The organism is Paenibacillus silagei, from assembly GCF_017874735.1.
Lineage (GTDB): Bacteria > Bacillota > Bacilli > Paenibacillales > Paenibacillaceae > Paenibacillus_AQ > Paenibacillus_AQ silagei.
Genome location: NZ_JAGGLV010000007.1, coordinates 74,727 through 87,830, shown reverse-complemented (window position 1 = coordinate 87,830; position 13,104 = coordinate 74,727). Strand labels below are relative to the sequence as shown.

The following is a 13,104-nucleotide window of genomic DNA, read 5'->3' as shown; positions in this document are numbered from 1 at the left end:
CCGGAGTAACTACTTCCGGGCATTCTTTGTGTTACGCGGATTCGCCTTGTAATTCCGGTAAGCCTCGAAGCAGGCTGCCGACAGCATCAGCCAGGCTCCGCTCGCGGCATAGCCGCCGATTACATCACTCGGATAATGCACCCCCAGATAAATCCGGCTCCAGCCGATCCCCCCGGTCATCAGCACAGTGAACAGAATCAGCAGTAACCGCTCGCTCCGGTTATGCATATGCCGCCACAGCAGGTAGGCAATGACCCCGTATAACGAGAAGGCCGCCATTGAATGTCCGCTGGGGAAGCTGTAGCCTGTCTGCTCAATCAGCCTGTGAATGGTGGGACGCTCCCGGTGGAACCACAGCTTCAAGAGCGTGTTCAGCAGCTGGGAGCCGAGGCCCACCCACAGGAACAGGGCAAGCTCCAGGCGGTGCTTCAGCGCGAAGAACAAGATGAGCATAGTCAGCAGAGAGATCCCGACCGCCAGCTTCGAGGAGCCGACCAGGGATAAGCCTTTGGCCAGCGCCGTCAGCGGCGGAGATTCCATCGATTGCACGAACCGGATCACCGCATGGTCGAAGCCTTCGGCCCCACCCAGCTTAACCAGCAATGCGATCAGGATAAAAGCCAGCAAAAACCATATAAAACGCCGGAATCCGCGGGACCAGTAATGATAATATAGCATAACTACCCCCTTGTCTATTTGTGAGGCCTTATGAACACATTTCCTGGGAAGGTCTGTCCCGTGTTATAATGGCCTGGAGAAATTATTTTAATTAAAGATGGAGTGCTGCCAAGTGGAAAGTCTAAAATTGCAGGAACGTTTGTTGAACCAGTGCATCTCAACAAAGATGCCTGTGACGATCTTTACAACTAACGGAGTCAAAATGCAGGGACTGGTAACCTCTTATGACGCTTATACGATCACCTTGCAGGGTCAGGGTGACGGGAGACAGAATGTACTCTTCAAATCGGCAGTCTCTACCGTGGTGCCGCTGAAGCCCGTCTCACTCAAATAAGCTGTCTGTACGGCGCACATTCTAACCTAAGCTACTACAAATGAACCGTTCAGGAACTCAAAAGGAACACCGGAGCAGCATCCCGGTGTTCCTTTTGCCGTTGTCTCCTTAGGGCCAGGCTGCCTGTCCTACGCAGGGAAGACCGCCGGCATCACGCACACCGGCTTCGACAGCTCAGCTGTATTGCCGGTGAAGCTCAGGCGGCCGCTGCCTTCGTCCAGGGAGAAGACAACCAGATTATTGCCGTCCCGGTTGGCAACAATCAGATATGCACCATCCGGTGTAACCGTGAAATGGCGGGGATGTCCGCCTCTGGTGGATACATGCTCTACCAGGGTCAGCCCGGCCGTCTGCGGATTCACAGCGTACTGAACGATGCTGTCATGTCCGCGGTTGGAGCCGTACAGATATTTGCCATCCTTGGAGAAAGTGATCTCTGCACAACTGTTCTGGCCGGCCCCATATCCATCAGGCAGTGTGGATACGGTAGCAGCCGTCTTAAGGGTTCCTGCCGCAGCATCATACAGGAATGAGGTCACCGTGCTGTCCAGCTCATTAATGACATACGCGGACTTCCCGTCTGGATGAAACACGAAATGCCGCGGGCCTGCCCCGGCATGCAGCGGGGTATCTCCAATCGCTTCAAAAGTTCCCGCTTCAGCATCTATCCGGTAGCTGCGGATCAGATCCAGTCCCAGATCCGATACGAACAGGTAACGTCCATCAGGGCTGAAGATGGCAGAATGGGGGTGGGGACGGTCCTGGCCCGGAGTCGCCCCATGTCCTGTATGCTGAGCGATATCCGTCAATGCTACAGGCAGTCCGTCCTGATCCAGCTTCAGCAATCCGACCGATCCCCCGTGATAGCTGCACACGACCAGATGTTCATTCCTCGCGTCCCGGTTAATGTTACAGGTCGTGCTCTGGCCTGTGCCTTCCGAAGGCATAGTCTGAATCCGCTGCAATTCGGTCAGCTTGCCTGTCTCAGGATCAATAGCGAAGGTTATAACCTCCCCTTCTTTGCCGCCCGTACCGTTCGGCTTCTCCCCTATGGCATACAGCTTCCGGCCGGAAGGGTCCACATTGACAAACGTAGGATTCGTTAGGCCTTCTGCGGTATCCAGCCGCTCCAGCGTGCCTCCGGCTTCACCGTCAAAGGCAAACACCTGGACTCCGCTCTCTTCTGCGGTGGCATATGAACCGGTAAATAACAGCAGCTTCGTCTTCTCGTTCATCTAGAATTCCTCCTCAAGTTAAATAGCCATCTATATAATTTACATTTTTTCGTGAGAGATGACAAATGCAACGGAAAAAATGACAAAAAACATTTCAAAAATAAGACTTCTCAAAACAAACAGAGTATGATATAATGAAAGCGCTAACATTAATGTTATTAATCAAGATAAAGGGGGAACACGAATGAGCAGCCTGCTGGAAGCCAGAAATGTATATGAGGACTTCGAGGTGGAGACAGACATTCTGTTCTTTAAGGTCGGGGACCATGACCTGGTCATTTTTCACGGCAGAAACTACAATATTAAAAAGAGAATGACTGCCGAGCAACTGAACCGCTTATTGTCGAGCAACAGCTATTATCATGTGTACGGCGGCTGCTACGTGAACCTGAACAAGATCAGTTCCATCGAGGACGACTGCATCTACTTCGGTGAAATGGGCCTCTATGCCAAGTCTGTACGGGTTCCAAGACGCAAGCAGGAGAACATCCGTCATCTGCTTAGGGGACTGAGCTCTTAAGCCGGAGCGTTATCCGCACACCTCTTGCACCTTGGTATTATTCTATTCGAATCATTACAGTCTCTCTCATCAGGCCGGAGCGCATATGGGGACACCCGTGCTGCTCCGGTTTTTCCTGTGTTTTACCTGTTTCTTAATGGAATCTTAAAAAGTAATTGTGCTTTTTTATACTTTCTTAAGGTTTGGAATTCTGTTTTCTGGTAAAGTTGTAGAAAGACAGGCACCACCTATATTGAAGGGAGTCATTAATTATAATGGACAAAAAAGATTTCAATGAAAATGACAAGCTAGAAAACGGCATTACGCCGGAAGAGAACGACGCTTCTGTGAGTACTCCGGAAGAAGTTATTGAACCTGCCGGAACAGCCCCTGTACCGCAGGAACCTGTACGAACAGCTCCAAGAGTTGAAGAAAGCGTTCCCGTGATGAACAAAGTCGGCGGCGGCGGTACTCCTCCTTCCTCACCTGCTCCATCCGGCGGCGGCAAAGGCTGGATGATTGCATCGCTCGTACTGGCAGCAGCGCTAATCGTAGTGCTGATTGTACAACCTTTCAAGAAAGATGACAGCAAAATTGCAGTTGCTTCCGTGAATGGAACAGACATCACCAAAGCGCAGCTGTATGATAAATTGGTTGAAGCCGGCGGGGAATCCACCCTGCAAAACCTGATCACCACTACACTGGTGGGCCAGGAAGCCAAGAAAGCCAACATTAAGGTTACCGATGCAGACATCAATGAAGAGATCGAGAACCTCAAAACCCAGTTCGGCGGCGAGGAAGCTCTGAATAACGCTCTGCAGCAGAGCTCGATGACCATTGAAGACCTGAAGAAGCAAATGCCGCTCCAGGTTGAAATCCGCAAGCTGGTAGAACCGAAGGTAACGGTTACCGATGATGAAATCTCCAAATACTTCGAAGAAAACAAAGCGAAATACAATCAGGAGGAAGAAGTTCGCGCTTCCCACATCCTGGTGAAGACCAAGGAAGAAGCTGATGCCATCGTTAAGCAGCTCAAAGAAGGCGGAGACTTCGCTGCACTGGCTAAGGAAAAATCCGCTGACACCGGCTCGAAGGACAAAGGCGGCGATCTTGACTTCTTCAAACGCGGAGACATGGTTGCTGAGTTCTCCGATGCTGCCTTCAAGCTGAAGGTTGGCGAAACCAGCGGTGCAGTGAAATCCGATTACGGCTACCACATTATCAAGGTTACCGACCGCAAGGAAGCCAAGGAATATACACTGGCCGAGAAGAAAGACGAGATCAAAAAGACGCTGATGTCCCAAAAAGTATCCGAGATGTCTGCTACCTGGCTCGCTGATCTGAACAAGAATGCCAAAATCACGAATACTTTGACCGATAAACCGGATGCATCTGCTACTCCGGCAGCCAGTGAAGCACCTGCTGCTGCAACAGAAGCTCCTGCAACGGAAGCTCCTGCAACGAAATAACGAATAGCGCATTGGTGTACAAGCTATACTTACAAAGAGGACAGGCGGATAACCGCTTGTCCTCTTTGCTTATGTCCAGATGGACGCCTCACCCACGGAGTCCAGGCAGAGCGGTCAGTGATCCTTTTTGCGGATCTGCTTATCGTGATTCTCGCCCCACTCCTTGGCTTGTGCAGTGGCAATGGCGATGGCCCGCCCCTCCTCATATCCGTCCTCCAGCAGCGCATTGGCGATCTCTACCGCTTTATTGCGTACAGGCGCCGTGAAATTCTTCAGTGAATCCGGGTAGTTCTCCTTGTTCCATGGCATGACAAAAACCTCCTTGATCGGGCTATACTCATACTTAGCCGGATCAGGGAGGTTCTAAACTGCTTACCGCAGGGTTTGCTTATTTAATTACCTTCACGCGCTCTTCAATCGGCTGGAATTCCTTCTCGCCTGGAGGAGTCAGGATGTTACCGAATGGCATCTGGGCAATCAGCTTCCAGTCCGCAGCAATACCAAAGGTCTCCTTCACTTCATCATCGATCAACGGGTTATAGTGCTGAAGGGAGGCTCCCAGACCTTCTTCGGCGAAGGCAGTCCATACTACATATTGCAGAATCCCGGAGGACTGGTTGGACCAGATCGGGAAGTTCTCAGCATACAGTGCAAAGTTCTCCTGCAGGTGCTTCACCACTGCCTGATCTTCATAGAAGAGCACAGTGCCGTAGCCGGCTTTGAAAGAGGACAGCTTCTGAGCCGTGCCTTCGAATTGTTCAGTAGGAACGATCTTACGCAGGGTTTCTGCTGTAATATCCCACAGCTTATCATGTTGTTCGCCCAGCAATACTACAGCTCTGGAGCTTTGCGAGTTGAAGGAAGTTGGGCTATGTAGAACAGCCTCTTCTACAATCTTCTGAATTTGTTCATCAGAGATTGGGGATTCTTTACTGATGGCGTATATGGAACGTCTGCCTTTTACCGCTTCAAAAAAAGTCTTAGACATAAAATAACTACCTCCATTTAATTAAGTAACTTACTTTTTTAATCATAACACTTTTCCGACCTGAATACAACACATCATTCACAACTTTTTCCTGTACCAGCTCTTTATTTGTATAACCGCTCTTAGTGTCGCTGAATTGCGTTCATTTATGCACCTTCCACTATTTTCTATAAGCTATTGTGGAGGTTTAGAAACAACGGCTAACATATCGTATATACAACCCGGCCATAAATAAGCTACAATGATTCAGCTAAAATACAGAAAGAAGGTTAAGCTATGCGCGTCTCGCTTCATAACCGCACAATCCATGCGGTGAAGCTCACCTTAATGATGTTCCTCTCCTCCATCCTCATCCTCAGCGGGTGTGAAGACTCCGCTTCTTCTGCCTTGAACGCTGTTCCAGCAGTTGCTGAGGCCGTGACCCCTGCTGCAGAACCCGGAGAACCTATATCCTTCTGGGTCGCCACCGATACGCATTATCTGGACAAAGCCCTGGAGGACGGCGGTCAGGCCTTCCAGACCTATGTCACAGGCGGCGATGGCAAAATGCTTCCTTACAGCGATGAGCTGACCGAAGCTCTGGTCCGGGATGTGGAACAGAATAAGCCGGCCTTCCTCATTCTGAGCGGCGACCTCACGAATAACGGTGAAGCGGGCAGTCATAAAGAGCTGGCCGCGAAGCTGCACCGAATGGAGGCTGCCGGAACCCGCGTCTACGTGACTCCAGGCAACCATGATATCAACAACCCCTGGGCCAGATCGTTCGACGGTGACAAGCAGGTCGTTGCCAAGCATATTAATGTAGAGGATTTCCTGCGCATCTATGATGATTTCGGATATAACGAGGCGGTCTCGCGGGATGCGGACAGCTTAAGCTATGCGGTGAAGGCAGCACCCGGCCTGTGGCTGCTGATGCTTGATAGTGCCCAGTATGCACATAACGAAGAATATAATTTTCCGCAGACCGACGGGCGCCTGCTGCCCTCCACCCTTGCCTGGATCGACGACAATGTGAAGCGGGCCGCTCAGGAGCATGCGTCTGTGATTACCGTGATGCATCATAATCTGCTGAGCCATACCTCCATGGCCGTCTCCGGGTTCAAGCTCAACAACAGCCAGGAGACGATGAAGGCTTTTCGCAGGAATGGGCTAAACCTGGTATTATCCGGGCATATTCATATGCAGGATATCCGCCGCGATCCTCCAGAAGCCTCGATAGATCCGGCCTTGCCTGTCTATGATATTGCTACAAGTGCCTTCGCGGTGAACCCGCACCAGTACGGCAGAATGACCTTCGATCCCGCTTCACGGGCCGTGACCTACCACACCGCTCAAGTAGATGTTGACGGCTGGGCCAAGGCCAACCACAAGACTGATCCTAACCTGTTGAACTTCAAAGCGTATGCGGAGCAGATTTTCGCAGAGAACTCATATGACAAAGCGATGAAACGGCTTAAGGAGAGCAGCTTTACGGAGGCGCAGAAGCAGTCGATGGCTGAGGTGATGTCGAAGCTGAACGTGAAGTATTTTGCCGGGAACGCTGCTGATTCGCTGGAGGAGATCCGGGCGATGCCGGGATTCAAGCTGTGGGAGAGTATGGAGGGCGGCTTCATGTCCGGATATATCCGCAGTATGGCGGAGCACGCAGAAGTGAGTAATACCTCGCTGGAGATGGTTCTGACTACACAATAGCAGACAGCAAAGCCTCCCTTACGGTATACGAAAGAGAGGCTTGTTCCAGGCTTATGCTTCTATAAACTGGAGCGCACAATGAGTATGATGATCGGCAATTCCTCTGGCAAGCTGCTGGTCAGGGAACCCTCTGTGAAGTAATTTTAACCCGCCTGAGATTAATGAGAGATGGTGATGGAACTTATAGAACAGCTTCCGGTTCTCATCAAGCGGAGCAAGATTCAGATAACGGCGGTAATGCTCCCCAAAACGCATTTCCAGGAAGCTGTGCTCGTGTTCAATATCATAGAATTCGGCGCCTTCAATATCAATCAGGCAAGGCTCCAGCTGATCCGTAACGATCACATGGTTGGGGCCAAGCTCCCCGTGAATGAATCCGTAGCTGTTGCGGGGTACTATTTTGGACTCCAGACTATATAGTTTGTCGAGCAGTTTTCCTTGATTCTTGCGGATAGCTTCCACATGCTCTGCGGCATAAGATAGCTGTTTTATCCCATTGTATAGTTGATGCAGATGACATTGTGTGCTGTTAGGCGTAGTTTTATTCGGCTTACCGTAGGTTCTGCTCTGAATCCTATGCATGGCGTGAGTCATCTCTCCCACCTGCTGGAAGACCTTATCCTGAACCTTGCGATCGGGATACTTGAAATATCCACCGGCCTCTTGTCCGGCTACATATTCAACCAGCGCATAATCGAAATCGTACCGGTCTCTGTCCCTGTTCAGATCATAGAGTATTGGTGTGCGGATCGCATGCTCTCTCAGGAACCTGTTATTGCTCTCAAATAATTCACTCCCGTAGGACTCGGCATGTATATTATGATTAACGATTTCTTCTTGAAAATAATTCATGGTAAGATCCCACACATACAGAATACAGGAGAAGCCATTGCTGCAATCAAGCTTATAGACCACCTTCTGGGCACCGCCCTCCATCTTACTGACCTTAACGACGGTATAACGCATACCAAAGACCTTCTCCACATACTCCTGCAACGCAGCAGCCTCCAGATGACAATGAAATTTCAAGGAACCACACTCCACTTCTTCTTGTATTGCCGGCTACTCCACTCTATTCCATTCCCGGAAAAAAATATAGACTGTTTCTTTGCGTTCTGTTATTATGTTGAATTAGGTCTTGAAAAAAATCGGCATACATATTTTTTGAAATCCAAGCAGTGTCGGCGCTGCGGTGAACATTTGGACTTACGGCCGCTGCCCGCCCCCAGATTTCTTGATTTAAACCACTCTTCGTGGTAGAAATCCGGTGACAAAGGCGGTCGCTATCGCTCCTTCAGTTCCAAATTTCCCCTCCGCTTCTCTTTGCTTTTAATTTACGGATAACAGGGCTATGCCTTACGCTTACTTTGCGGTTCGCACTGGAGTAATTAGAAAAAAAGTTGAAGAAAGATCATTCCTCGGGTGTATGACCATCGGGCTCATTTTGCCGGTGAATCGCAAGCGTACGAACTCACTACTCGTACCATGTAGGATGTCTGCCACATACTTTCCATTTAGCGAGATCGTGAAATCCTCCCCGTTCTTCTCGAGTATAGATACCTCGTCCTCAATATCTCCGATTTCTGCGGTTTGGGATAACAAACGTAGTCTGTCGGCAGCGGTCTCTAACCTTATAATACTTTCACTCGCCAATACCGTCGTCCGTTCGACGGCTTTTAACAGAGGTGCTGTTCCAATTGTAATCTCTGATATAAAAGTGTGCGGAATCACATGGTGCAGGGACGGGTACTCCCCCTCAATTAAAGCAGATTGAACCATAATATGGTTAGCAGTGAATCTAACATGACGGTTGGTTACTTCAACTTCTGTTGTTCTGTCCTCGCCGTCCATGATTTTAACCGCTTCAACTAAATTTCTGCCAGGTACAATAATATGCCTCTCTATCTCAGCATCATGTTCCACATCTATAGTCCGGGAAGCCAGACGAATACCGTTAGTAGCCGTTAACTGTAACCGATGATTTCTATACTGAAAAGATACCCCGGTCAACACAGGCCTATGTTCTGATAAAGAAGCCGCTCCTGCTACTTGTAGGATAGAAGCCTTCAATAGTTGATTATTAACTGCTAATTTAAGTACAGCATGATTCTCAGCAGGATGTATCGCCGGATAATCTACAGCATCCATTCCGCATAACCGAATTTGTGTATGTTCTGAGGAGATAGTGAGCCGTAAGGATCTGTCGACTTCCAAAGTAATCATCCCAGAATCAGACTTACGTATTATTTCGCAGAAATACCTTGCCGGTACAACCACTTCTCCAATTCTCTGAACCGTCAAAGAGTTATCTTCCCCGGGAATCCGGTACTGGATAGTCATACTGCTATTGCTTGTCGTAACTACTAGTTCATTGGTTAGAGCTTGTATATGAACCCCTGCCAGTATGGGAATCCGTTGGTTTGCAGGTACAGCCTTAAGCACTTGCTGAAGAGCTTTGAGAAGAATATCCTTGCTTACGTTGATCCGCACTGGCTTCACCCGCTTCCATAAGCTACATTACAAATCGGTAGACTCAATCAGAGATCGGATAAGCTCCGATCGGGACAATTTATGCTCTGCGCAATGTTGTTCGACCTTCTCCCAAAGCTCACTAGTTAAGGTTACCGAGACTTTTTTCGTTACACCTATGTTCTTGCGGCCTGCTCCCTCCCGGGGACCTCCTCTTGCAGACATGAACCCTAATTGACCTTCTTTATTAGAAAGACCTATTTTTAGATCATTTTGAGTCAATTTAATTAGTCCTCTCATTTTTTTGATTTAGGTTACCTATTTCAATATTTCTATTATTATTTTACCACATGACTTTTGGGCTTACAATGTTACGAATGAATGATAACCTGGCTGTATACCAAAAAACTGACCTCGCAATTAAGCAAAGGCCAGTTCAACATGGAGCATTCCATGAGTTATACGGTTAAGTCACCACCCGATCACCATTCCTCCCGCCGCACCGGCCACCACAACCAACCAAGGCGGCAGCTTCCAGAAGACCAGCATTACGAACAGAATGACAACGAGGGCAAAGTCCAGTGGCGCGAGGATGGCTGTCGTCCACAGGGGGTCGTACCAGGCGGCAAGCAGGATTCCGACCACAGCGGCATTGATTCCGGTTAAGGCTCCTTGCATCCGGGGGCTCCTTCTTAAGCTGTTCCAAAAAGGCAATGCGCCCGCAACCAGCAGAAAGGCTGGCAGGAAAATCGCGAGCGTGGCCAAGATTGCCCCGGGCACACCGGCGGTCATTGCCCCAAGATAGGCGGCAAAAGTGAACAACGGACCCGGTACAGCCTGTGTGGCCCCGTATCCCGCCAGGAATTCGGCTTGGCTCACCCAGCCGGCAGGAACAACTTCTTGTTCCAGTAGCGGAAGCACGACATGTCCACCGCCGAACACCAAAGCACCGGAACGATAAAAGCTGTCAAATATCGCTAACGGTCCCGCCTCAGCCGTCCCTCTAAGGAACGGGAGCACTATCAGGAGTACGCCGAACAATGCTAAACAAACGATGCCAGACGACCGGCGGATGGGGATCGGAAGATTTGTCACGTTCTCCGTAGAACTGTGGCGGTACAGCCATACCCCGGCTATGCCCGCTACAGCAATCGTGAGAATCTGGCTGTAGCCCGTCTGCCATGATAATGTAACACCTGCCGCTATAACCGCGATGCCTACTCTTTCCCGGTCCGGGGTCAGCTTCTGCCCCATGCCAAGGATGGCCTGGGCAACAATTGCTACAGCTACGATCTTCAGACCGTGAATCCAGCCTGCATCGGCAATATCATAGCCCTGCAGCAGGAAGGCAAACGCGACCAGCGCAAGGACGGAAGGCAAAGTGAAGCCCAGCCAAGCCACTATACCACCCAGCCAGCCTGCCCGCACCATTCCAATGCCAATCCCCACCTGACTGCTCGCGGGACCCGGCAGGAACTGGCAGAGCGCTACCAGATCCGCATAGCTCCGTTCATCCATCCATCTCCGGCGGCGGATATATTCATTGTGGAAATAACCCAGATGGGCGACCGGTCCGCCGAAGGAGGTAAGACCCAATTGGGCCGATACAAACAGGATCTCAAGTAAAGCTCCAGCCTTCCCCTTCCGATGTTCTCCCGGTACCATCTGTTTCTCTGCTTGCATACCTGTTGCTCCCTTGCCTCCAGAATGTATACCTCATTCCAGATTATCATCCGCGTTCAAGCATTGGATAAAAGGTGCAGCAGTGTTTCGTAAATATTCTGTGAAAATCGGCATTTAAGGAGTCGGCTTGACACTCTCCAGCCGGTCAATCAGCTTACGAAGGCCAGCTTCATCCGCTCCATAAGGGCGGACATCCTCTCCAAGCAGCTTATCCATCTCTTCTCTGGCGAACGTGAAGCTGTACGTTATACCTTCATCAGCAAGTGAGTAATTAATAATATCCGCGTTATCAATCAGGCTGAACAGCAGGATCGAATTATGCAGGAGAGGCTCCCGGCTTAAAGCCTGAAGCTCATCGTTCCACATTCCCTTAATATCGTTCACTGTATAATTGATGGTTAACTCATAAGGGCGGGAGCCGGTTGTCAGCTCAAGGCCCGCCCTCTCCAGTCCCTGGGGCAGCGGCATTGCACCAAGCAGCGCTGTGACCTTGCTGGCGTCGCCAATATACTTTGTCTTATTCTCCAGCAGCTGATCCACCGTATAACCGGAATATAGCTGCTGCGACGGACGCTGCACAGGCTTGGGATTAGCGGTACATCCAATCAGCAGGATCACAAGGACGAGGGTAAAAGCGGCCACACTCCCCGAGGTCGGCTGGCGGTAAGCAAGAATATGCTTAATCCGTGCCTTTACACTGCTCTCTCCAAAAGCCAGCGGACTGCCGGTCATAAGACCGCTCCGGCGGGTTGAAAATCCAAGCAGGGAGCCTGAGTAGCTGCTTTTAACCTGCGGACCCAGCTTCCGGATTACCGCCTCATCGCAGGACATCTCCATATCCTTGCTCATGAGCGCAAAAGACAGCCACATCAGCGGATTGAACCAATGGAGAATGACCAGCAGGAACATCAGCGGCTTGATCAGGTAATCCCGCCGGTTAATGTGAGTCTGCTCGTGCAGCATGATATGGGACAGCTCCTGTTCACTCATCCCAGCCGGGATGTAGATCCTTGGCTTCAAGAAGCCGAATACGAACGGAGTCATGATCTGGTCCGTCTCAAAGACATGCCCCTTCAGAATTGTTGCTGTACGGACACTGCGCATGACTCTCATATAAGAGAACACGCTGTACAGGAGCAGTACTATGACACCTGTCAGCCAGATCATACTGCCGGCCCACAGGATGACTTGCACCGGATTCACGCTTGCTGACGGTGCTACGGGCGGAAGCAGACTGTTCCACAGGCTTCCTGCTGAACCTGTTCCGGTGTCCAATGCAGGTTGCGCTTGCCTCCCTATATTCTTCGGAACGAATTGCAGCTGCCCTGTGCCGGACGAGCCTGCAGGCCCTGCCAGCCTCAGGATACTGAAGCTTGAAGTGAAGCTGACAGGCAGGATCAGCCTGATCATTACTGCGGACCACAGCATATAGGAGAAGATCTTGGGGGCGCGCCGCAGCAGAACTCTCGCCAGCATTACGGCGACGGCTACATAGCTGGCAGTAATGCTCATGTTCAGAATGCTGATCCACAGATCTGTCATTGGGAGGCCTCCTCGATAATCCCCTTCAGCTCTGCCGCTTCCTTCGCGGACAATTTCTTATCCCCGAGAAAAGCAGTCAAAAACTGCGGCAACGACCCGCCAAAGGCTTTGTCCACTACCGTCTGGCTCTCATGCCGCTGCGCCTCCGACTTCGGGATGACAGCTGTGACCATGGCCCCCTCGTTTCTGAGAATTCCCCGCTCACATAGCTTTCTCAATACGGTATAGGTCGTGGACTTCTTCCAGCCCAGCGCCGAGAGGCTCAGCTTCACCAGCTCTGTAGAATTAATCGGCTCATGATCCCAGATCAGGCAAGCGAATTTATATTCAGCATCATATAATTTGTAGGGCTCCATCCTGTTCACTCCTTATAAGTTTATTGCAGTAGACCTAATGACGTTAAGTCTATTGCAATAAACCTATATTGTCAAGGCGGCGCCAGGTAATCCCGCAAAAACAAAACCGGAACCGCCTGATTACTCAGGGGTCCCGGTTTTTTGACTAGAACGTTACTT

The 13,104-nt window shown here is 50.4% G+C and carries 14 protein-coding genes; 4 read left to right on the top strand and 10 right to left on the bottom strand.

The window, feature by feature from the left end; translation table 11 throughout:
- Positions 1-9: 9 nt before the first annotated feature.
- Complete coding sequence (locus tag J2Z70_RS12380; RefSeq protein ID WP_051478326.1) at positions 10-678, bottom strand: phosphatase PAP2 family protein; 669 nt, start codon at positions 676-678, stop codon at positions 10-12.
- A 112-nt stretch (positions 679-790) separates the two neighbouring features.
- Here J2Z70_RS12380 and hfq point away from each other — a divergent pair, with 112 nt between their 5' ends.
- The gene (gene hfq, locus J2Z70_RS12375) at positions 791-1,012 is read left to right on the top strand and encodes an RNA chaperone Hfq (RefSeq protein WP_051478328.1); all 222 of its coding nucleotides are present in this window, start codon (positions 791-793) and stop codon (positions 1,010-1,012) included.
- A 128-nt stretch (positions 1,013-1,140) separates the two neighbouring features.
- Here hfq and J2Z70_RS12370 read toward each other — a convergent pair whose 3' ends face one another.
- A complete protein-coding gene (locus J2Z70_RS12370; RefSeq protein ID WP_209873167.1) occupies positions 1,141-2,247 on the bottom strand; it encodes a lactonase family protein in 1,107 nt (368 codons plus the stop codon).
- A 184-nt stretch (positions 2,248-2,431) separates the two neighbouring features.
- Here J2Z70_RS12370 and J2Z70_RS12365 point away from each other — a divergent pair, with 184 nt between their 5' ends.
- Both J2Z70_RS12365 and J2Z70_RS12360 read left to right on the top strand, forming a co-directional pair.
- Positions 2,432-2,767, top strand: coding sequence for a LytTR family transcriptional regulator DNA-binding domain-containing protein (locus J2Z70_RS12365; protein WP_036729308.1), 336 nt, complete (start codon positions 2,432-2,434; stop codon positions 2,765-2,767).
- 254 nt (positions 2,768-3,021) lie between these two features.
- Positions 3,022-4,215, top strand: coding sequence for a peptidylprolyl isomerase (locus J2Z70_RS12360; protein WP_036729311.1), 1,194 nt, complete (start codon positions 3,022-3,024; stop codon positions 4,213-4,215).
- Between the two features lie 114 nt (positions 4,216-4,329).
- Here the strand turns inward: J2Z70_RS12360 and J2Z70_RS12355 are convergent, their stop codons facing one another.
- Together J2Z70_RS12355 and J2Z70_RS12350 are read right to left on the bottom strand one after the other, a co-directional pair.
- Positions 4,330-4,524, bottom strand: a complete 195-nt coding sequence (locus J2Z70_RS12355; protein ID WP_036729313.1) for a DUF2188 domain-containing protein — start codon at positions 4,522-4,524, stop codon at positions 4,330-4,332.
- 79 nt (positions 4,525-4,603) lie between these two features.
- Positions 4,604-5,203: a nitroreductase family protein gene (locus J2Z70_RS12350; protein ID WP_036729316.1), complete on the bottom strand. Its 600-nt coding sequence runs from the start codon at positions 5,201-5,203 to the stop codon at positions 4,604-4,606.
- Between the two features lie 276 nt (positions 5,204-5,479).
- Here J2Z70_RS12350 and J2Z70_RS12345 point away from each other — a divergent pair, with 276 nt between their 5' ends.
- Positions 5,480-6,895 carry a metallophosphoesterase gene (locus tag J2Z70_RS12345; RefSeq protein WP_209873164.1) on the top strand — a complete coding sequence of 472 codons (1,416 nt, stop codon included), beginning with the start codon at positions 5,480-5,482 and terminating at the stop codon, positions 6,893-6,895.
- Between the two features lie 51 nt (positions 6,896-6,946).
- Here J2Z70_RS12345 and J2Z70_RS12340 read toward each other — a convergent pair whose 3' ends face one another.
- The 6 genes from J2Z70_RS12340 to J2Z70_RS12315 all read right to left on the bottom strand — a co-directional run bounded on the left by J2Z70_RS12340 (position 6,947) and on the right by J2Z70_RS12315 (position 12,945).
- Complete coding sequence (locus J2Z70_RS12340; protein ID WP_209873582.1) at positions 6,947-7,879, bottom strand: phosphotransferase; 933 nt, start codon at positions 7,877-7,879, stop codon at positions 6,947-6,949.
- A gap of 378 nt (positions 7,880-8,257) precedes the next feature.
- A complete protein-coding gene (gene dnaN, locus J2Z70_RS12335; RefSeq protein WP_209873161.1) occupies positions 8,258-9,385 on the bottom strand; it encodes a DNA polymerase III subunit beta in 1,128 nt (375 codons plus the stop codon).
- Between the two features lie 27 nt (positions 9,386-9,412).
- Positions 9,413-9,589 (bottom strand): ribbon-helix-helix protein, CopG family, encoded by a 177-nt coding sequence (locus J2Z70_RS12330; protein ID WP_200869585.1) that lies wholly within the window; start codon positions 9,587-9,589, stop codon positions 9,413-9,415.
- Positions 9,590-9,835: 246 nt separating this feature from the next.
- Positions 9,836-11,047 carry a chromate transporter gene (locus J2Z70_RS12325; RefSeq protein ID WP_245368189.1) on the bottom strand — a complete coding sequence of 404 codons (1,212 nt, stop codon included), beginning with the start codon at positions 11,045-11,047 and terminating at the stop codon, positions 9,836-9,838.
- Positions 11,048-11,161: 114 nt separating this feature from the next.
- Entirely contained in the window at positions 11,162-12,589 is a 1,428-nt protein-coding gene (locus J2Z70_RS12320) for a M56 family metallopeptidase (protein WP_209873158.1), read from the bottom strand.
- Positions 12,586-12,945 (bottom strand): BlaI/MecI/CopY family transcriptional regulator, encoded by a 360-nt coding sequence (locus J2Z70_RS12315; RefSeq protein WP_209873155.1) that lies wholly within the window; start codon positions 12,943-12,945, stop codon positions 12,586-12,588. Before J2Z70_RS12315 ends, J2Z70_RS12320 begins: the two co-directional genes overlap by 4 nt.
- Between the last annotated feature and the right edge of the window lie 159 nt (positions 12,946-13,104).